We start from the raw sequence: 21,597 nt of genomic DNA, 5'->3' as shown, positions 1-21,597 counted from the left end.
ATACTTTAAATAAATAATTATGTTCAAAAAACTCTTCTTAGCAATTTTTATGTTGCTTTTTTCTTTGCACACTGTTGCACAGGATAAATACGAGTGGAAAGAAGCCTCTGGAAACGGATATACGTACAAATACGTAACAAACGATCCGATGAGCGCAAGATTTTACACCTTGAAAAATGGTTTGACTGTTATTTTAAGTCCGACCAAAAAAGATCCCAGAATTCAGGCTTATGTTGCCGTGAAGGCGGGAAGCAAAACCGATCCTCGAACAAATACCGGTTTAGCACATTATCTGGAACACCTGGTTTTCAAAGGAACGGACAAATATGGTTCTTTGGATTGGGCAAAAGAAAAACCAGAATTAGACAAGATTGATGCATTATATGAAAAGTATAATAAGACCAAAGATGAGGCACAGCGAAAAGTGATTTACAAAAAAATAGATTCCGTTTCTGGAGTTGCAAGTAAGTTCGCCATTGCCAATGAGTATGATAAAATGATGGCTTCCATGGGAGCTCAAGGGACCAATGCTTTTACAAGTTTTGAGCAAACTGTTTACACCGATGATGTTCCGAGCAGTTCTTTGAATAAATATTTAGCCGTTCAGGGAGAAAGATTTAGAAATCCTATTTTAAGAATTTTCCACACGGAATTAGAAGCGGTTTACGAAGAGAAAAACAGAAGTTTAGACAGTGATGGAAGTAAAGTTTTCGAAACTTTATTTTCAGAATTATTTAAAAATCACAATTACGGACAGCAAACTACGATTGGAACCATTGAAGATTTAAAAAATCCTTCCTTGGTAGAGATCCGAAAATATTTCCACAACTATTATGTTCCCAATAATATGGGCGTCATTTTATCGGGAGACTTTGATCCTGATGTAGTAATTGCTCAAGTTGACAAAGCTTTTTCTTACATGCAAAACAAACCGGTTGCGAAATATACCTTTAAGCCGGAAACTCCGATTTCAGCACCAATCATCAAGGAAATTACAGGTCCAGATGCAGAAAATTTAACCATCGGTTACCGTTTACCTGGAAATAAAGATAAAGATGTTTTAATTGCAGATTTAGTTGGACAAGTTCTAACAAACGGAAAAGCAGGTTTAATGGATCTGAACTTGGTGAAAAAACAAAAACTATTACGCGCCTCCGCAGAAACTTTTACCTTAATTGACTATGGCGTTTTGTACATCAGTGCGGCCCCAACGAACGGTCAGAGTTTAGAAGAAGTGAAAACTTTGGTTCTTGGTGAAATCGATAATTTGAAAAAAGGAAACTTTGATCAGGATTTAATTACTTCCATTATTAACAATATCAAAAAGGACAAGATCTACGAATCAGAAACGTACGGTGATCGAGCTGGATCGCTGATGGATGCGTTCACTTCTGAATTAAACTGGAGAGATCAAGTTGCTTATGTTAATGATTTATCCATGATTTCTAAAGCCGATATCGTTACTTTTGCCAACAAATATTTAGGTGAAAATTATGTGGCCATCTTAAAGAAAAAAGGAGAATCGCCTGCTTCTCAAAAAATTGAAAAACCGCAGATCACGCCGGTTGAAACCAACGCAGACAAACAATCTGACTTTGTAAAAATGGTTGGAAATATGCCAAATAATCCTTCAACTCCTGTGTTTTTGGATTACAATAAAGATATTCAGAAATCGAAGTTAGGTAAAGCAGAAGTTCTTTACGTTCCAAATACCGAAAATCAGATTTTCCGTTTGAAATACCGTTATAAAATAGGTTCCTTAAATGATTTGAAGCAACCTTTAGCTTCGCAATATCTACAGTTTTTAGGAACAGATAAAATGTCTTCTGAAGAAATTTCAAAAGCATTTTATAAAATCGCGTGTAATTTCACCATCTCTTCCGGCGAAGAATATACCACGGTTTCCATCGAAGGTTTACAGGAAAATTTTGATGTTGCTATAAAGTTGTACGAAGATTTAATTCAAAATGTAAAAGCAGATGATGCCGCTCTGAAAAGTTTGAAAGAAAGATTAGCAAAAGCCAGAAAAGATGTAAAAGCTAATAAAGGCGCAATTCTTCAAGGTTTAACAAGCTATGCTTTGTATGGTGAGAAAAATAAATTCAATAATGTTTTGAGCAATGCAGAATTAGAAGCAACAACTTCTAAAGAATTGGTTGATAGAATTAAAAACCTCAATAATTACGAACAAACTGTGATCTATTACGGTCTCGCATCAATGAAAGATCTAAACAGTAAATTGAAAACCATGCATCCGGTTCCGGCGAAATTTGCAGTAGCGACGCCAGAAAAAGTTTTCAAACAGATTCCTCAAACTAAAAATAAAGTTTTGTTCACCGATTACGACATGGTTCAAGCCGAAACGCGGTGGATTAGAAATACGGAAACTTATAATCCGAAAGAAAATACTGTTGTAAAAGTTTTCAATAATTATTTTGGCGGCGGAATGGGTTCGATCGTATTCCAAACCATCCGTGAGAGTAAGGCTTTAGCGTACTCTACGTACGGAGTTTATGTTCAGCCACAGAAAAAAGATCAAGAATATTATATGATGAGTTACGTTGGAAGTCAGGCCGATAAATTCAATGACGCAACTACTGCAATGAAAGAGCTTTTGACTAAAATGCCGGATTTATCAGAAAATTTAAACTTGGCAAAAACGCAGGTTAAAAAAGATATTCAAACCGAAAGAATTACGGAGGATAAAATTATTTTCAACTATTTGGCGGCGAAAGAATTAGGTTTGTCTGAAGATCCGCGAAAATCGATTTACAGTTCTGTAGATAATGTGAAAATGCAGGATTTGAAAGCGTTCCACGATGCTAATTTATCTGGAAAACCTTACACTTATGCGATCGTTGCCTCAGAAAAAAGAGTTCCGATGAAGGATTTAGAAAAATTGGGCGAGGTGAAGAAAATTTCTTTAGAAGAACTTTTCGGTTACTAAATTCCAAAAATAATTGATACTTAAAACTGCTCCAGAATTGGGGCAGTTTTTTTTATGTTTTTTTTTGGGCGCCAATTTTCCGCCTTCCACTCCCGCTTTTTTCTTCCTCGTTCCTCGTCAGAAAAAGAGCTCCGTTCAAGTCGGGGCGCAGATGCGATTATTTTCAAATTTTTTTTAGTAATGAGAAGCGCTGTCATTCTGTCGATGAAAGAATTTCACCACGTCAATTTAATATTCATTACATTTTATTAAATTTTTTAAGACGATAAAATAATCTTAAATTTAAATCAAAATTAAAAGTATGAATTTGTACACCCAACCAATGCTCAAAGAAGATGCATTAAAAGATAAAGTAGCCATCGTAACCGGTGGTGGAAGTGGATTAGGAAAAGCCATGACGAAATATTTTCTGCAACTTGGTGCGAAAGTCGTCATCACTTCCAGAAATTTAGAAAAACTCCAAGCAACTGCAAAAGAATTAGAAGAGGAAACGGGCGGAAAAGTTTTATGTGTTTCTTGCGACGTGAGAAATTGGGATGAGGTTGAAGCCATGAAAGAAGCGGCAATCAAAGAATTTGGGCAAATTGATATTTTATTGAATAATGCTGCCGGAAATTTTATTTCACCTACCGAAAGATTAACGCATTCTGCATTTGATTCTATTTTAGACATCGTTTTAAAAGGCACAAAAAACTGTACCCTTTCTATCGGAAAATATTGGATCGATAATAAAGTTCCCGGAACGGTTTTAAATATTGTCACCACTTACGCCTGGACAGGTTCTGCTTATGTCGTTCCTTCTGCCTGTGCAAAAGCTGGAGTTCTCGCAATGACCAGAAGTTTAGCTGTAGAATGGGCGAAATATGGAATTCGTTTCAATGCCATTGCACCAGGACCATTTCCCACTAAAGGAGCTTGGGAACGCTTATTACCAGGAGATCTGGCCGAAAAGTTCGATATGCGTAAAAAGGTTCCACTAAGAAGAGTTGGCGAACATCAGGAATTAGCGAATTTGGCGGCGTATTTAGTTTCAGATTATTCTGCTTACATGAATGGAGAAGTTGTTACCATCGATGGTGGAGAATGGCTTCAAGGAGCTGGCGAATTTAATATGCTCGAAGAAATTCCGCAGGAAATGTGGGACATGTTAGAGCAAATGATTAAAGCGAAAAAGTCTAACTAACTTTAATTTTAAAATATATGACCTCAATATTTGTAACAATATTGAGGTTTTTTAATACTTATATCTAAAATCTCCTCATGAATTTTAAATTTTTAAAACCGATGGTAGCCTTGGCTATTGTGGTTTCTGTGAATTCATTCGCTCAAAATGATGCACCGAAGTATAGTTATACCGAAGCTTTTAAGCCGTATTTCTATCAGAATAATGCGACGGAAACCCGTTCAGCGAGCGGGCAACCTGGTCACAATTATTGGCAAAATAGCGCTGATTATGTTTTGAATGCTACTTTGAATGAAGCCAAGAATGAGATTTCAGGGTCGGCAGAAATTATTTACACCAATAATAGTTATGATGATTTAAGTTTTCTGTGGTTGCAACTGGATCAAAATTTATTTAAAAAAGATTCACGTGGAAATTCAGTTGTTCCAATGGCAGGAAGTCGAAATGGTGCCCACGGACAAGATTTTGATGGTGGTTATACCATTAAATCGATTGAGATTCTTTCTGCAAATGGAAAAAAAGTAAAAGTAAATCCTACTTACACGATTTCAGATACGAGAATGCAGATCGATCTTCCGCAGGATTTAAAAGCGAAAGGTGGCGTTATCAAATTTGTTGTTCATTATTCCTTCGTCTCACCCAATTACGGTTCTGACAGAATGGGAGTTGAAGCGACTAAAAATGGAAAGATTTTCACCATTGCTCAATGGTTTCCGAGAATGTGTGTTTATGATGATATCATGGGCTGGAATACCTTGCCTTATTTGGGTGCAGGAGAATTCTATTTAGAGTACGGAACTATTACGGCGAATCTAACCGTTCCCGCAAATCAATACGTTGTTGCTTCCGGCGAATTATTAAACCCAAAAGAAGTTTATAGCAATGACCAAAATAAGAAATGGGATCAGTCTAGAAATAGCGATAAAACGGTAATTATTAGGTCTGCCGCTGAAGCAAATGCAAGTGCGAAATCTTCAACTTCAACTAAAACGTGGAAATTTAAAATTGAAAATACTAGAGATTTTGCTTGGGCATCTTCGTCCGCATTTATTCTTGATGCTGCGAAAATTAATTTACCAAGTGGAAAAAAATCACTAGCAATCTCAGCTTATCCGGTAGAAAGTGATGGAAATGCTGCTTGGGGAAGATCGACTGAATATACAAAAACATCAATCGAGCATTACTCAAAAAGGTGGTATGAATACACGTATCCAACGGCAGTAAATGTTGCCGGTAACGAAGGTGGAATGGAATATCCGGGAATCGTTTTCTGTCACATGGATTCAAAAGGAGAAGATCTTTGAGGTGTTACGGATCACGAGTTTGGTCATAACTGGTTTCCAATGATTGTCGGATCCAACGAAAGATTATATGCCTGGATGGACGAAGGTTTAAATACATTCATCAATTCAGTTTCAGAAAGAGAGTTTAATAATGGAGAATATTACCAGCCGAAACCACTTCAATCGATGTCGCCTGCTTTTTATAGTGATAACATGGAGCCAATATTGACTGCTCCAGATAATTTAAAAGAAAGAAATTTAGGATATCTGGGCTATTACAAACCAAGTGCAGGTCTCCAAATGTTGCGTGAAAATATCTTGGGTGAAGAGCGCTTCGATAAAGCGCTTCGCGAGTATATCAAAAGGTGGGCTTTTAAACACCCAACTCCTGATGATTTTTTCAGAACCATGGAAAATGTTTCTGGTGAAGAGTTGAACTGGTTTTGGAGAGGTTGGTTTTTAAATAAGTGGAAAATTGATCAAGCGGTAAAAAGTGCAAAATATGTAAACGGAGACTTTGCAAAAGGAGTGATCATTAAAATTGAAAACATCGGACAATTACCAATGCCGGTAAATATGGATATTAAGTTTAAAGATGGAACGACGCAGCATGTAAAACTTCCCGTTGAGATTTGGAAACGAAATTCAGAATGGCCCTTTGAAGTTCCTACGAAGAAAGAAATTGTTTCGATTCAGTTAGATCCAAAAGGAAGTGTCCCTGATGCAAATAAAACTGATAATCTTTTTAAAATGAATAATGAGCTGGAGAAAGTTACTTTAAGTGATTATGAAGGTAGTTTTTCGAGCCAACAAATCCCTGTGAAAATTGTTCTAAAAACAGATAATAATAAATTAACCGCACAGGCGACAGGGCAAAGCGCATTTCCATTGGATTACGAAGGTGATAATAAATTCAGTTTTGAAATGGCCGGAATCGAATTAGATTTCGCAAAAGATAAAAAGAGTTTCACTCTTAATCAGGGCGGACAAACTTTTACTTTTACTAAAGAATAAACGATTTGACTTTTTAAATAATTGAGAAACCGTCCCGTAAATTTTTTTTGTGGGAAGGTTTTTTTTATGATGATCTCGTTTTGAAATTTCTTGAAACTTTCTTAAATAACAGAAGTTTCATTATCAGATAATTAACAACAAAAAACGCTCTGATTTCTCAGAGCGTTTAACCTTAATTTTGTAGACCCACAGGGAGTGCAACGGTTTAATTGTCTTCACTCCATTTAATTTTAGAAGTTCTGTTTGAATTTATTAGTATTTGATTATCAACAATTTATGATAAGATGGGTTAATTCCTATTAAGATGAGGTAAAATAGATTTAAAGTAAAGTTGTTAGATGTTGGCAAAGTTTGCCAACCATTGTGTATATTTGCAATGTTCAAAAACCTTACAATCATGCTTACTATTTCTTTTTCTGTCGCTTCAAAAAACACTAATGCGAAAATTTACATTTCCATTTCTGGAGGTCGTGGCATTAGATTCCGCACGTCAATAAATGAAACAATTTCAAACCCTAATAATTTAGTAAAAGGAGCAGTGCGGAACACAAAAAAACTTTCTATTTCAAAAGATGAAAAGGAAACTTTAGACAAGCTTTCTGTTCAGTTGGAGAAGATTAAAACTTTTGTAAGTGAAGATTTGAAAAGATTTGAGTTAACAGAACTGACATTGGAATCTTTAAAAGGTAGCATTAAGGCATTTTACAATGGTGGCAGGCATGTCGTTGAACTCGATTGCTTAGAAAATTATCTAAACTATTACCAAAAAAACTTACTGCCGTTTCGGACGTATAAAAACAATCCGATCAGTGAACGAACCAAACGGAAACAGATAACTGTTATTGAAAAAATGAAGTCTTTCATAAAGACATTGAATAAAAACATTAGAGTTTCTGATTATGGAGTAATAATGGGCAATGAGTTTGTAAGTTATTTGAGAGATGTAGAGAGATTGAATGATAATACAGTCGGTAAGTATTTAAAGTACTCTAAAACCATTGTTAAAGATGCTGTAACAATTGACATTGCAACACATCCGACACTTGATAAAATTAAAGGATTTACAGTTGAAACTCCGACAGTTATTTTAACTACTGAAGAACTTGAAAAGATTATAGAATTAAATTTTATAAATGAACGTTGGGAGATCACTCGCGATTGGTTCATCGTAGCTGTGAATGTTGGACAACGTGGAAGCGACTTGTTCAGAATGAATAATTCGATGATTATAACAGATTCTAAAGGTCGGGAATACGTTGATTTAACACAACAGAAAGTCAAAGTTTATGCTAAAATACCACTAAATAATCAAGTTCAAAAAATTCTAAAAAAGTATGACGGAAAGTTTCCTCCTCTTTATTCATCCAATTTGGAAAGTAACAAAACCTTTTTCTCAAAGTATCTAAAAGAAATTGCCAAGCGTGCGGGTCTGAACAGATTAGATTTTGGACTTGTTTATGATGACATAGAAAAGATGTATGTGTCAGGAATGTATCCAATTCACAAGTTGCTTTCGTCGCACATCGGCAGAAGACAATTTGCAAGTATGCATTACGGAAAAATTCATACTCCTGTTATAATGGCAGTAACTGGGCACAAGACCGAAGCCGAATTTTTGAAATACATAGGAAAGGGAGAAAGTGAGTTGTCAGACCAAATGTTCGACTATTGGGATATTATTGAAGCCGATAAGATAAAGAAATTAGAAATGAAAAAAGAAGCGTAGTGCATCAAAAACCTATTGTCAAACACTGTAGATTTGATAATGATTTCAAAATTCCCTAATTTTCCACGACTCATTTCCGCACCTTTGCGGTCAACGTACAAATCTTAAATTTAACATGGAAATACCCACTTATTATTCGCCACAACAATTTAGAAAGGAATATCAGATTGATTATATGCTTTTTGCAGATCAGATGTCTCTATCTACATTTCTACATCAATGCAAGAAAAAAACAGGAGCAAATATTTTTTTTGATGTATTTCAAGGAGATATTCTTCGAGAACTGGATTCAGAGCATGAAGAATTATTGGGCAATATAAATGCAACGCAAGACGCAATAGCATTGGTTTTACAGGAAATGTTTGATAAGAAGATGTTATCTACTGAACTTATTCAAAATAATGATGAGTCGGAACATGATTTCTCAGATACAAAGCCACTAGAAACAATGATTATTTTAGAAAAATTAGGTATTATAAAACATATTCAAGACTTGCAGCACGATCCTATGAATGATAAACAAACTGCAGTTATACTATCTGCATTTACTGGGATTCCAGCGACAACGATTGCAAAAAACTTAGGCGTAATGGTAAGAGAAAAGAAAAATGATAGTGATAAAAATAGCCCATATAAAAATCCTAAGAATTTACAATTGGCAAATAAAAAATTAGGTAATTTCAATATCGATTTATCTAAAATCATTTAATAAAGTAAGAAATGGGAAAATAATTGATTCCCATCAAATTCCCATTAGTCCCTTTGTATTGTTGAATTAAAACAATATTACAAATGGAACAAATTACTTTCGTCGGAATAGAACCGACCGCACTAATTTCCGAAATCGTCGGAAGATTAAAATCTGAACTTCTCTCAGATTTAACCAAAACCTTTAACGATAACCAACCAAAAAAATATATTTCTGCACAGGAAGTATGTGAGCGGTTTGGTGTTTCTAAGCCAACGATTCATGAATGGAAGCGTAGGGGTATTTTGACGTCGTATAAGTTAGGGTCAAGGGTATATTATCGCATGGATGATATAGAAAACGCAATGATTATTAATGATTAATACTTGCAGCTATGGACATTCCAATTACCGCCAAATTAACCTATTCCAAAGGAAAGGCGGGTAAAACATTCACCGAATACACACTAAATGAGACTGCAAATTATCCTGAAACATTAAGGGTTGTAAAGAAACGGGAGCAAAATTTTTTAAGTATTAAAGAGGGTGGGAAATGGGTGCAATGTTTATTGTGCACTACTGATCACTTCCATTTCTACGCTGTGTCTGTACCCTTCAGAGGTACTGAAATAATTTTAGTAGTTCATTATAAACCTTCTTCCTCTATGATTGAGGTGCGAGTATGGAAAGACGTGAGTGTAGAGCGTGGAAAAATGGCTGAACTCAACGAACTAATTAACCTAATCATATACCAATTTTAGAACAAAAAAGGGAACGCAATAGTGCATTCCCTTTAGGCGTTCAAACCTTCCAATGGCTTACGCTATTGTCTAAAACAAAGATAATATTTTAAATCCAACATGCCAGTAGATTTCATAAAGGCAATTTCTGAAGATCAAACTTACGTTCGTGGGTTACTTTCCTATGCTGAAAAACATCTACAACCTCATCGACCACAAAATAAAAATTACATCTGTTTTAGCAATGGTTCAGGCAGGTTTAGGTTTGAGTTTCGCAAAGTGATTTTTGGAGGTGAATTAATAGGTTATAGAAATGTAGAAGTTTGTTTTAGTCCGCATTACATATTCAATAATGACTTGCACAATGGGAACAAATTTACGCCTTCAGATGCTATTAAAACTATCAAAGAAACTTTTTTAAAGATTGGTGTTTTAGAAAGTGAAATGCAAGATTTTAAGGTAACAAGTTTAGAATATGGATTAAACCTAAATACGGGCTTAAAAATAGAAAATTTAATAGATGGGATTTTGTACACCCAGCGAAAGCCTTTTATAGTTCCTGATACCAAACAGCAATATTTTAAAATATCAAATACAACACCCTATAAGCGATTAAAGGCATACGCTAAAGGCATACAGTTTTTAGAAACGCCCGAATATGGAATTGATCGAAATATTTTTCGATTTGAAGTTAAGAGCAAGCAGAGTAAAAACGTAAGAAAGTTAGGAATTAACTCTGTAGCTGACCTTTTAAAACCGCAAGTTTATAGCGCATTATTTCAATCCATTTTAGATGAGTGGGAAAACGTATTGATTATAAATCTAGAACAGAAAGATGAGGTTAATACTCCAGAATATTGGCAGAAAGCTTTAACGGATAAGTATCGCCATCAATTCCGAATAAAAAGGGAAAAATACTATGAAAATTTAGATAAGGAAGACAATCTACATCACCTCATCAAATGCAAAATAATTGATAAGATTGTAGAATTGCAGAATTGTACAAATTCCACACATGAAACATATATAAATAAAGGAAAAAATGTTTTTAATAATATCCCCCCGTTACTGATAAACGTGGAATCTGTACAATCAAGTAATACTGATGAAGTTGAATTGCGAGGTCCGTAACTCTAGCTCTTGTTGTAAATCAATGGTTTATTGTTCTACCTATAGAATCGACTTTCAATTCAGAAAAATTCCAAATCGAATTTGAGGGGGCGGGGTGTTTGAAAGGTTTGGTTTAGTTGATTTTTTTTTGGGGCTATCGATATCTATTTACAATCTTACCTTCAAAGAGTGTCTGAATTTTTTATTTCCCCAAAGAAATTAATTTTTTTCGATCAGTAGCGGTGAGGAATTGCTAATTGCAGTAATTGTCCGAAACTGTAATGGTAGTTCATTTTGGTGTCAGTTATAAGAATGCAGAAATATCAATCAGATGTTAGTTAGTATGTAAAATTCTTTGATTTTTATTGCTAAATAAGAATTAAATTAATATGTTTACTACAAAACTATCTTTAATAAAATTAATAATCATGACGAAACAAATTTCAATCAGCAAGTTTCTTATCTGCATGCTTAGCTTGCTTTCAGTACAAATATTTTCTCAACCCTCAATGAAGTTTGTGAAAAGTTTTACGACAAAGAATAATATTACCTTGTCTCCACCTGCATTTTCTTCGGATGGAAAATTCATTTATGCTTCTGGAAATGATATACTTTTCAAATGGAGTATCAATTCTGAATTTCCTGTGAAAGAAATTAAGATAAAAGAAGAAGATTTATTTTTAGTTGCAACAACGCCAGATGGGAAATATATATTAGTTGGTGGTAAAAATAAATTATACCTGTGTGATCCCGAATCTCTTGAAATAATAAACTCAAGTGACGACCTTAGAGGTAGGAAAGATATTACAATTGCCCCAAACTCTGAAATAGCATATGTTGATGGGGATCTTATAAATATCTCCAGTCTTGCTAAAATAGCTAATGTAGGACACCCTCTACAGGTTAATGCTAACTTCAGTGAAAATAGTTCGGTTTTATACTGTATGTCAGGTTCCAATACATTTAAGATTACAGACATAGGCAATCCTAAGTCGGGAAAAATGACTCGTTTTAAGGATGGTAGGGAAGGTTATAATATGGTCATTACTCCTGACGAAAGCACGCTAATAACTGGAGTTGGGGACGCCTACGGTCTTAAAACTCTTATAAAACTAGTGGACATAAAAACAGGAGAAGAGAAAGATATTATAGATACCACAGAAGAATATGGCGAATATGCTCGACCTTTGACTTTAATACCAGGCTATCCGAATAAAGTCCTTTACTGGCGTAAAGCTGGAATCTTCATACTGGATTATAAAACATATGAATCAAAAAGTTTTGGTTACCTAGATGCCTATAATGTAAGCTTTTCAAATGATGGAAAAGTTTTTCTTGCCAATAGGCGATATGATAAATCATTTAGTCTGTATCAGTTAAAATAAAGTTAGCGGTATTTTGTTTGGTTCCAAGTTTACACCAACTAACATTGGATCGTAGGTGGGAAATGTAAATTCTTCAATAGGTTCATCATTCAGGAATTTTTCTGCCATTTTTGCATCAAGACAAAGAGGCATTCTTAATTTTGAATTGTGAACCAAGGACATTAAGGAATTAGCAACTGTAGTTACCAAGCCAAAACCGATTTCTTTATTTTCCCATACATCATAATATGCAGCAATGAAAAAGTGATCAGAATTTTTCCAATGCATCCGATGCTTTACTTTTATCGGTGTTTTCTTTCCGGCATCATGAACATGCATCCAATCATAAAATCCTGTCACAGGAACGATGCATCGATTGTTTTCAACTTTCTTGTAAAAGGTATGAGATTTTTCCGCAGTGAGATTGATTCCTTTTGCAGGTTTGTCTTTAGGGATTTCCTGATTAATCCCCCAAGTGCCATGCGTGATCTTGCGACCATTATGGTCTAAAACAACGGGAATTGCTGGTCTTTGAAACGCATTGATTTCTTCAGCGTAATAATAATTGCCCTCAACAATCTCTGCATGTAGATCATTTGAAACTGCTGAAATTGAAAGTCCGTAATTATCAACACGATTACACATAGTTAATTATTTAGTTTCGTGAAAAATCAACAATTGTACCATGAAATGTATAACTGTATTACTTAGGTACCAAAGATAAAGGTCTATCTATTATACCTGCATTTGATGGATAGGTGTGGCTTTTGAACACGTCAAATAGGTAAAGTATGATTTCACTTCTGTCTTAGGGTCTGTGAAAATTTCACTCTTCCACTTGATCGTTAATTCCCAAGTATCCCACTTCCTTATCCCTTCCCGATACGGGTCAAAATCATTGAACAATATTTCAAAGTGCTGCTTTTCTTTATCACCCACGAACTCAACTATGACAGATTGTGGAAGATCGTCCTGCTTCATTTTAACAGTTTCTCTGATGATGGCATGTAATTTCATTTCTCAAAGATAGATAGGAATTGTATCAAGATTAAAATTTTCATTGCTATAATTTGTATCAAATTGAAAACTGTCTAATAGAGATATTATATCTTGTTAGATTATTGTTGTTACTAATTTAGCTTAACAAAATTGCCTATAGACTGCTCTAATTTCTATATATTTGAGAAAGTGCAATGATTAACGAATTTATTTACTACTGCAAATGACTATCTCTCATTATCTCGATCAAATCAACCAACGGTACAAACTTGGAAATGCTACCGAACACACCTTTCGGGGCGACTTACAACAACTATTGGAAAGTCTTGTTCCAGCTGTTCGTGTAACCAATGAGCCGAAACGTCAAAGTTGTGGTGCGCCCGATTATATTCTAACAAAGTCTGAAATTCCTGTTGGTTTTATCGAAGCAAAAGATATTGGAGATTCTGATCTTTCTGGTTTTAAAAAAACAGGAAACAAAGAGCAGTTTGACAGATACAAGGCATCCCTAAACAATCTTATTTTCACAGATTACATTGATTTCCACTTGTATCGGGAAGGTGAATTCGTTACTAAAGTTTCTATTGGGGAAATCACCATTAATGGCATAAGACCCTTACCCGAAAATTTTGCTACGTTCGAAAATCTAATCAAGGACTTTTCAACCCACGTTGGGCAGACTATAAAGAGCAGTAAAAAACTTGCCGAGATGATGGCAGGAAAGGCAAGATTATTATCTGATATCATAGGCAAAGCGTTAATGAGTGATGAAAGCAAGCAAGAAGATAGTACACTGAAAGATCAAATGTTGGCGTTCCGTGAAATTCTCATTCATGACATCACGCCAGAAGGTTTTGCGGACGTTTATGCACAGACTATTGCGTATGGTATGTTTGCAGCAAGATTACATGATGCATCGCTTCCAACCTTTAGTAGACAAGAAGCAGCGGAACTCATTCCAAAATCAAATCCGTTTTTAAGAAAATTGTTCGGCTATATTGCAGGTCCTGATATTGACGATAGAATCAAGTGGGTGGTAGATAGTTTAGCAGAAATTTTTCTCGCCTGTAACGTGGAGGAAATTCTTAAAAATTATGGAAAAGCCACTAAGATGGAAGACCCCATTATTCATTTTTATGAAACCTTTTTGAGTGAGTACGATCCCAAACTTCGTAAAGCTAGAGTTACCCACAAGCTAAAAAAATTACCATTACAACAAAAATGTTTTCTTTCCCCAAAAACCATTTCCAATAAAAGATTATCAATGTCTATCAAAACTTTAAAAAGGAATTGCTAATTCAAATATTAATCGTAATATTGCAATTAAACAATGAATTGAATATAAAATATGTACACAGATCAGCAAAAAGAAATCGCTTTATTCGCTAAGGTTTTCAGCCATCCTGCTAGAGTCGCTATTTTACAGCAGTTGTTTAAAATAGATGCTTGCTATTGCGGAGATTTATCCGAAGAAATTGGTCTTGCTCAACCTACTATATCCCAACATTTAAAAGAATTAAGGAATTTAGGCCTTATTAAAGGAACAGTCGAAGGTGTCAAAGTCTGCTATTGTATAGACAGTGAAAACTGGACTAAAATGAAAATGTTAATGCATCAATTTTTAGATCAGGACATTCCTAAAGCAGATTGTTGCTAATTATTTTTTCATTATATCAATCGTTAAATCGCAATAAACAAATAAATATAGAGAAATGAAGTTATCAGAAATTAAAAACAAATTGAATAAACTGGATAAGATCGCTTTCCAATTACCAAATGGGGAATTAGTACCCAACCACTTTCACGTAACAGAAGTTGGAAAAGTTACAAAACACTTCATTGATTGTGGCGGAACTGTGAGAAACGAGAAGGTAGTGAACTTCCAACTTTGGAACGCCAATGACTATGATCACAGATTGCATCCAGAAAAACTATTAAGCATCATTGAATTATCCGAACGCATTTTAGGAATTGAAGATTTAGATATCGAAGTGGAATATCAAGGTAATACGATTGGGAAATTCGGACTTGATTTTGACGGTAAAAACTTTTTGTTGACTAATAAACAAACCGATTGTTTGGCGAAAGATAAATGCGGCATACCAAGTGAAAAACCAAAAGTTAAATTATCTGAATTTAATAATGTCTCTTCTTGTACACCAGGCAGTGGCTGTTGCTAAAATAATAATTTAACATTAAGAAAATGTCAATAACAAAATCAACAATGTTTTCAGAAATTGAACAAGTAATCAAGGCCTTAAATCCTCAAACAATTTCAACTGAACGTAAAGCAATTTTACAACCATTAACGGAATTTATTCAGTCTAAAGTTTCAAGCCATCAAGAAATTAGAATCAACTTTATCTGTACTCACAATTCACGAAGAAGTCATTTATCACAGGTTTGGGCACAAACTTTGGCTTATCATTTCAATATCAAAAATGTGTTTTGTTATTCTGGCGGTACAGAGGCTACAGCACTTTTCCCAATGGTTGCAGAAACTTTGCAAAATTCGGGTTTTCAAATTAAAACTATTTCAAAAAACGAGAACCCTGTTTACAACATTAAATATGCGGACAACCAGCATCCAATAATCGGATTTTCAAAAAGATTGGATGATGATTTTAACCCGAAATCTGAATTTGCTGCAATTATGACTTGCGATTCAGCAAACGAAGCCTGTCCATTTGTTAGCGGAGCAGAAAAACGAATTCCTATAACTTTTGAAGACCCAAAAGCATTTGACAATACACCACAACAGGCAGAAAAGTATAATGAAAGAAGTCTGCAAATTGCAACAGAACTGTTTTACGTTTTCTCTCAGATAAAAGCTTCTTAACTATTTTCAAAACGACTAATATAAAATAGATATAATTATGGAATACCAAATTAGGGCATCATCAATTTCAAATAAAGACGCTGCTATTCAAATAAAGCAAAATGACATAGCTTTTGGAACAACTTCAAAATCTGCTGAAACTTTACCTAATCCTGCCGAGCTTTTTTTAGGAGCTTTTGCTTCGTGTATGCTAAAAAATATTGAGCGATTTTCTGCTATGATGAAGTTTACTTATTCAAAAGCCACAGTAAATGTGTCAGCTAAACGAATGGAAAAACCTTTGAAAATGGATAACATAGATTACAGACTAACTATTTACAGTTCTGATGAAAATTTAAATATCCCATTGCTAAAAAAGAATATTGAAAAATTTGGCACAATCTACAATACGGTAAAGTTATCGTGCAATATAAACGGAGTAATTGAGCAGCAAAAAGACATTTTAAATAATTGAATACAAGAAGTATATGAAAAAAATAAGTTTTCTCAATAATTATTTAACGCTATGGATTTTCATTGCTATGCTATTAGGCGTGGGAATCGGATATTTCTTCCCATCTTTTCCAAGCATTATTGATTCAATGAGTCGAGGCACTACTAACATTCCCATAGCCATAGGATTAATCTTAATGATGTATCCACCTTTGGCTAAAGTGAATTATGCTCTTTTGCCAAAAGTTTTTAGAAACACTAAAATTCTTTCCATTTCACTTTTTCTAAATTGGATAATTGCCCCTGTTTTAATGTTTGTTTTGGCAATTACTTTTTTACGTGATTATCCAGAATATATGGTAGGCGTTATTTTAATTGGATTGGCTCGCTGTATCGCAATGGTTTTGGTTTGGAACGACCTTGCTGAAGGAGATAGCGAATATGGAGCAGGTTTGGTCGCTTTAAATAGTATTTTCCAAGTTTTTGCCTATAGTTTCTATGCTTGGATTTTTATAACGGTGCTTCCACCATATTTCGGATTTGAAGGAGCTATTGTCGATATCTCAATTGGTACGGTGGCAGAAAGTGTAGCAATCTATTTGGGACTACCCTTTTTAATGGGAATTTTAAGTAGAGTGATTTTGGTAAGGTTAAAAGGAGATAAGTGGTACACAGAAAAGTTTATACCTGCCATTTCACCAATAACGCTAATTGCGTTATTATTTACCATTATCATTATGTTCTCGCTCAAAGGAGAGTTAATTGTTGAAATTCCAATGGACGTTTTAATTATTGCAGTTCCTTTAATTTTGTATTTTAGTTTAATGTTTGTCATCAGTTTTTTCTTTACTAAAGCACTGGGAGCTTCCTATAAGGAAAATGCAGCCGTCTCATTTACGGCAGCAGGAAATAACTTTGAATTGGCGATTGCTGTTGCTATAGCAGTATTTGGACTAAATTCCGGACAGGCTTTTGCGGGTGTAGTTGGACCATTAGTTGAAGTTCCAGTTCTTATCTTTTTAGTTCGAGTTTCATTTTGGTTAAAGAAAAAATATTATGACAAAATCAGTATTTGATGACGTATTAAAGGAAGAAAGCCAGTGGGTAACATTGTATAAGCGTAATGCGGGATTTATTGCTAAATTGAACATTTCATCACGTAATAAAATTTTAGATAAAATGAAAATCCCGTCTTCGCAAACCCGCACTACGCTTATACTTGACCGGTGTTTGGTATACGCCACAACCTGTAGTGAATTTCATTGTTAGAGCCGTAGACGATATTCTTAAAACAGAATTTAATTTACCGCAAGGTTTAGCGGACACGAGTAAAATTAAAATCAAAAGAGATTTGTTCGGTAAGAAGGTGGAACAGGAAGTTCATCAAGTTCAGATTCTCGATCCTGCAACGGGAACAGGAACTTTTCTTGCAGAAGCCGTGAAACATATATACAAGAAATTTGAAGGACAACAAGGAGTTTGGAGTAATTATGTAGAAACTCATTTGTTGCCTCGTTTAAATGGTTTTGAATTGCTGATGGCGAGTTATGCAATGGCACATTTGAAACTGGATTTATTACTAAAGGAAACTGGATTTAGAGGAAATTCTAATGAAAGGCTACGTATTTACCTTACGAACAGTTTGGAAGAGAGTCATCCTGATACTGGAACATTATTTGCGAGTTGGCTCAGTACTGAAGCAAACGAAGCTAATCATATTAAAAGGGATACTCCTGTGATGTGTGTAATTGGAAATCCACCATATTCAGTATCTTCATATAATCAGTCAAAATATATTGATAATCTAATGGAGCTGTATAGATTAGATGTAAAAGACGAGAGAAACATCCAATTATTAAGTGATGATTATGCAAAATTTATAAGATACTGTCATAGTAGAATTGAACAGACGGGATACGGGACAGTTGGACTAATTACTAAAAATACATATTTAAACGTTACAGCATTCAAAGGAATGCGAATCAAACTGTTAGAATATTTTGACAAGATTTACATTTTAAATTTACATGGTAAAATGTACGAAAAATGTATTGATGGAAGCCCCAACGAAAATGTATTTGATATTCGTGTAGGTACTTCAATTATGCTTTTAGTAAAGAACAATACTAAACAAAAGGATGAATTAGGAAGATTATTCGTAAAAGAGTTAAATGGATTAAGAGATTTTAAATATGATTATCTATCAGAAAATAATATAAAATCTGTTGATTGGGAAGAACTTGAAATCGACAAAAAATACTATTTTTTCGAAAAGAAAAACTTTGATAATTCTGAATTATATAATTTCGGTTTCTCTCTTGACAACTTATATATGATCAACAACTCAGGTGTTGAGACAGGAAGAGATCACTTTATAATTGCGGATGAAAAAAATGAGTTAGAAACGAGACTTAATAATTTTATTAATGAAGAAATATCTATTGATGAGATAAGGTTAAAATACAATTTACAAGACCAGCCAAAATTTCATTTAGAGTCTGTTAAGAAATTATTCAATAAAGTTGCCGATGATAAATTTGAAAAATACAGTCATAAGCCTTTCTTTAGCAGGTATGTTTATTACGATAAATTATTACTGAGAAGACATTCAGATAAAGTGATGTCAAATTTCCTTAATAATAAAAGCAATTTATCATTAGTTCTTAAAAAACGTTTTACCGACAAAGATTATCATCACTGTTTTTGCACAAATTCAGTAACCGATAGAAATTATCTTAGTGGACAAACTTATGTTTTCCCACTTTATCTCTACCCAGAAAACGGTCAATTAAGCCTAAGTCAAAAAACACAAAGAATACCCAACCTTAATTCAGAAATCGTAAAAGAAATTGAAAAGAAATTGGCTTTAAATTTTACTAATGAAAAAGAAACCATAGAGGATACTTTTGCTCCAATTGATCTTTTAGATTACATTTATGCTGTTTTACATTCACCAACCTATCGGGAGACATTTAAAGAATTTTTAAAGATAGACTTTCCCCGTGTTCCCTATCCAACTGATGTAGCAACGTTTTGGAAACTGGTAAAACTTGGGAGTGAAATACGTACCATTCACTTATTAGAAAATCCGAAAGTTGAAAATTACATTACCCAATATCCTATTGATGGCGATAACGTAGTAGATAAGCCAAAGTATCTAAAAGGTAAAGTATTCATCAATGAAACCCAGTATTTTGACAACGTACCGGAGATAGCTTGGAGCTTCTATATCGGAGGTTACCAACCCGCACAGAAATGGCTCAAAGACCGCAAATCTAGAACGTTGGAATTCGAAGATATTTCGCACTATCAAAAGATCATTGTGGCGCTTTTTGAAACCGATCGTTTGATGAAGGAAATTGATTTGATAGACATTTCTTCAGACGACGCTACTTAACTTTCAAAACAAAAATTGTATTGTCGTTATTCATATATAGGGTTCTGACAGAAAAATCGCCAGTGCCTTATATATAGATAATTTTGTCAAACTGAAATTGTGACCATTCCAACAGGGATTAGGTATGGTGATGAGGTATTGAAATCTTCGTGGGATTGCATTAAACAAGTGTTTAACACTGAATTGATAGTGTTGTACTTTACGTCTTAGAAAGAGTTCAAATATGAAATTATTTGAGATGTTGGCAAGTTGTTGGCAAGGCATAAAAAAAACGCACTGATAATCAGCACGTTTAACCTTAATTTGTAGACCCACAGGGACTCGAACCCCGAATGTCGGTACCAAAAACCGGTGTGTTACCAATTACACCATGGGTCTGTCTTTATTTTGGTGGTGCAAATCTAGAAAAATTTTTCTTATCAAACAATTATTTTGCAAAAATTATTTTAAAAAAGTGTTTTTGCTGTTTTTTCGTGTTTTTCCTTTGATATAATTTCCGTATTTTTGAGGAAATAAATATTTACAAATGAGTAGTATCGAAGATAAGAAAAAAGCACTGGCTTTGGTGCTTGAGAAACTAGATAAAACCTACGGGAAAGGAACCGTAATGACTTTAGGAGATGCATCTGCGGATACTTCTATTGAAGTGATTCCGTCGGGTTCATTAGGATTAGATTTAGCTTTAGGAGTTGGCGGTTACCCAAGAGGAAGAGTTATTGAAATTTATGGCCCGGAATCTTCAGGAAAAACGACTTTAACTTTGCACGCCATTGCAGAAGCGCAAAAAGCGGGTGGAATTGCAGCATTTATCGATGCTGAACATGCATTTGATAGAGGTTATGCCAGAAAATTAGGAATTAGTTTAGATGATCTGATCATTTCTCAGCCGGATAATGGGGAGCAAGCGTTAGAGATCGCAGATAATTTGATCCGTTCTGGAGCAGTGGATATCGTTGTGATTGACTCCGTTGCAGCTTTGACTCCGAAAGCGGAGATCGAAGGTGAAATGGGTGATTCAAAAATGGGACTTCATGCAAGATTGATGTCGCAAGCATTAAGAAAATTAACAGGAACGATCTCTAAAACGAAATGTACTGTAATCTTCATTAACCAGTTAAGAGAGAAAATCGGAGTAATGTTCGGAAACCCTGAAACAACTACAGGTGGGAATGCCTTAAAGTTTTACGCTTCCGTAAGGATTGATATCAGAAAAGCAAGTGCACCGATTAAAACAGGCGACGAAGCGGTAGGAAGTCGTGTGAAAGTGAAGATCGTGAAAAATAAAGTCGCACCTCCGTTTAAACTTGCTGAATTCGATATTATGTACGGTGAAGGTATTTCTAAAACCGGTGAGATCCTGGATGCAGCTGTGGACATGGGAATCGTTAAGAAAAGTGGTTCTTGGTTCAGTTATGCAGAAACGAAATTGGGTCAAGGTCGTGATGCAGTTAGAGATATGTTGAAAGACAATCCTGAACTTGCTGACGAACTGGAAGCGAAGATCAGAGAAGAGATTAAGAATAAAAAAGATAATTAGTTTGGTTTATTACAGATGACAAATCATAGATGTCCGACTTAAAGTTAGATTTTTATGATCCAATTTTCTAAAAATTAAAGACAGCATTTTTTGCTGTCTTTTTTTGTGAATAGTTGAGGTGTGGAAAATGGGAGAGTTTGTTTCAAAATCCTTCCCATCAATAGGGGCGGACTTTAGCCTGCCTTTTAAGGGGATTGTGTATTGGCTTTAGCCAAAACTTGTTCTGCTCTTTTAGATGAAGTTTGCTTTTAGGGTTTTGTTGGAGAAGGGATTCTTTTTGGAAAATGAATTGATCTTCTTTTGAAAACCTTTCTTATTTTAAAATCCCACACTGCAATA

At 34.6% G+C, this 21,597-nt stretch carries 18 protein-coding genes, 1 tRNA gene and 1 pseudogene; 17 read left to right on the top strand and 3 right to left on the bottom strand.

Annotation, left to right across the window (positions count from 1 at the left end; translation table 11 throughout):
- Positions 1 to 16: 16 nt before the first annotated feature.
- The 9 genes and pseudogenes from ACEYOS_RS11895 (at position 17) to ACEYOS_RS11855 (ending at position 12,075) form a co-directional block, all read left to right on the top strand.
- Positions 17 to 2,947: a M16 family metallopeptidase gene (locus ACEYOS_RS11895; RefSeq protein WP_373708867.1), complete on the top strand. Its 2,931-nt coding sequence runs from the start codon at positions 17 to 19 to the stop codon at positions 2,945 to 2,947.
- A 301-nt stretch (positions 2,948 to 3,248) separates the two neighbouring features.
- Positions 3,249 to 4,130: an SDR family oxidoreductase gene (locus tag ACEYOS_RS11890; RefSeq protein ID WP_193811552.1), complete on the top strand. Its 882-nt coding sequence runs from the start codon at positions 3,249 to 3,251 to the stop codon at positions 4,128 to 4,130.
- 77 nt (positions 4,131 to 4,207) lie between these two features.
- A pseudogene (locus tag ACEYOS_RS11885) lies at positions 4,208 to 6,427 on the top strand (M1 family metallopeptidase).
- A 397-nt stretch (positions 6,428 to 6,824) separates the two neighbouring features.
- Entirely contained in the window at positions 6,825 to 8,153 is a 1,329-nt protein-coding gene (locus ACEYOS_RS11880; protein ID WP_373708852.1) for a phage integrase SAM-like domain-containing protein, read from the top strand.
- Positions 8,154 to 8,268: 115 nt separating this feature from the next.
- The gene (locus ACEYOS_RS11875; protein WP_373708853.1) at positions 8,269 to 8,862 is read left to right on the top strand and encodes a hypothetical protein; all 594 of its coding nucleotides are present in this window, start codon (positions 8,269 to 8,271) and stop codon (positions 8,860 to 8,862) included.
- An 83-nt stretch (positions 8,863 to 8,945) separates the two neighbouring features.
- Entirely contained in the window at positions 8,946 to 9,224 is a 279-nt protein-coding gene (locus ACEYOS_RS11870; RefSeq protein ID WP_373708854.1) for a helix-turn-helix domain-containing protein, read from the top strand.
- A gap of 11 nt (positions 9,225 to 9,235) precedes the next feature.
- On the top strand, positions 9,236 to 9,601 hold the full coding sequence (locus ACEYOS_RS11865) for a hypothetical protein (RefSeq protein ID WP_373708855.1): 366 nt from the start codon (positions 9,236 to 9,238) through the stop codon (positions 9,599 to 9,601).
- A 99-nt stretch (positions 9,602 to 9,700) separates the two neighbouring features.
- Positions 9,701 to 10,711 carry a hypothetical protein gene (locus ACEYOS_RS11860; protein ID WP_373708856.1) on the top strand — a complete coding sequence of 337 codons (1,011 nt, stop codon included), beginning with the start codon at positions 9,701 to 9,703 and terminating at the stop codon, positions 10,709 to 10,711.
- Between the two features lie 407 nt (positions 10,712 to 11,118).
- Entirely contained in the window at positions 11,119 to 12,075 is a 957-nt protein-coding gene (locus ACEYOS_RS11855) for a WD40 repeat domain-containing protein (protein ID WP_373708857.1), read from the top strand.
- Here ACEYOS_RS11855 and ACEYOS_RS11850 read toward each other — a convergent pair.
- Both ACEYOS_RS11850 and ACEYOS_RS11845 read right to left on the bottom strand, forming a co-directional pair.
- Positions 12,067 to 12,699 (bottom strand): SOS response-associated peptidase family protein, encoded by a 633-nt coding sequence (locus ACEYOS_RS11850; protein WP_373708858.1) that lies wholly within the window; start codon positions 12,697 to 12,699, stop codon positions 12,067 to 12,069. The two genes, ACEYOS_RS11855 and ACEYOS_RS11850, sit on opposite strands and share 9 nt — an antisense overlap.
- A 90-nt stretch (positions 12,700 to 12,789) precedes the next feature.
- Positions 12,790 to 13,071 (bottom strand): hypothetical protein, encoded by a 282-nt coding sequence (locus tag ACEYOS_RS11845; protein ID WP_373708859.1) that lies wholly within the window; start codon positions 13,069 to 13,071, stop codon positions 12,790 to 12,792.
- A 205-nt stretch (positions 13,072 to 13,276) separates the two neighbouring features.
- Between ACEYOS_RS11845 and ACEYOS_RS11840 the strand changes: the two genes are divergently transcribed.
- The 7 genes from ACEYOS_RS11840 to ACEYOS_RS11810 all read left to right on the top strand — a co-directional run bounded on the left by ACEYOS_RS11840 (position 13,277) and on the right by ACEYOS_RS11810 (position 19,721).
- Complete coding sequence (locus ACEYOS_RS11840) at positions 13,277 to 14,350, top strand: adenine methyltransferase (protein WP_373708860.1); 1,074 nt, start codon at positions 13,277 to 13,279, stop codon at positions 14,348 to 14,350.
- 51 nt (positions 14,351 to 14,401) lie between these two features.
- Positions 14,402 to 14,710, top strand: coding sequence for a helix-turn-helix transcriptional regulator (locus tag ACEYOS_RS11835; protein WP_143853002.1), 309 nt, complete (start codon positions 14,402 to 14,404; stop codon positions 14,708 to 14,710).
- A 55-nt stretch (positions 14,711 to 14,765) separates the two neighbouring features.
- Complete coding sequence (locus ACEYOS_RS11830; RefSeq protein WP_373708861.1) at positions 14,766 to 15,233, top strand: DUF6428 family protein; 468 nt, start codon at positions 14,766 to 14,768, stop codon at positions 15,231 to 15,233.
- A 23-nt stretch (positions 15,234 to 15,256) separates the two neighbouring features.
- Positions 15,257 to 15,892 carry a protein-tyrosine-phosphatase gene (locus ACEYOS_RS11825; protein WP_373739030.1) on the top strand — a complete coding sequence of 212 codons (636 nt, stop codon included), beginning with the start codon at positions 15,257 to 15,259 and terminating at the stop codon, positions 15,890 to 15,892.
- Between the two features lie 37 nt (positions 15,893 to 15,929).
- Positions 15,930 to 16,346 carry an OsmC family protein gene (locus tag ACEYOS_RS11820; RefSeq protein WP_373708863.1) on the top strand — a complete coding sequence of 139 codons (417 nt, stop codon included), beginning with the start codon at positions 15,930 to 15,932 and terminating at the stop codon, positions 16,344 to 16,346.
- A 13-nt stretch (positions 16,347 to 16,359) separates the two neighbouring features.
- Positions 16,360 to 17,400, top strand: a complete 1,041-nt coding sequence (gene arsB / locus ACEYOS_RS11815) for an ACR3 family arsenite efflux transporter (protein WP_373739031.1) — start codon at positions 16,360 to 16,362, stop codon at positions 17,398 to 17,400.
- Between the two features lie 143 nt (positions 17,401 to 17,543).
- The gene (locus ACEYOS_RS11810) at positions 17,544 to 19,721 is read left to right on the top strand and encodes a type ISP restriction/modification enzyme (RefSeq protein ID WP_373707428.1); all 2,178 of its coding nucleotides are present in this window, start codon (positions 17,544 to 17,546) and stop codon (positions 19,719 to 19,721) included.
- A gap of 306 nt (positions 19,722 to 20,027) precedes the next feature.
- On the opposite strand, the gene ACEYOS_RS11805 is transcribed toward ACEYOS_RS11810, so the two are convergent.
- Positions 20,028 to 20,099 (bottom strand) — tRNA-Gln (locus ACEYOS_RS11805).
- Between the two features lie 148 nt (positions 20,100 to 20,247).
- Between ACEYOS_RS11805 and recA the strand changes: the two genes are divergently transcribed.
- Complete coding sequence (recA, locus tag ACEYOS_RS11800) at positions 20,248 to 21,258, top strand: recombinase RecA (protein WP_373708093.1); 1,011 nt, start codon at positions 20,248 to 20,250, stop codon at positions 21,256 to 21,258.
- Positions 21,259 to 21,597 lie beyond the last annotated feature (339 nt).

The sequence above is a fragment of the Kaistella sp. genome (assembly GCF_041824135.1).
Classification (GTDB): Bacteria; Bacteroidota; Bacteroidia; order Flavobacteriales; family Weeksellaceae; genus Kaistella.
The sequence above is the reverse complement of the archived record's forward strand: the minus strand, read 5'-3'. Positions and strand labels throughout refer to the sequence as shown.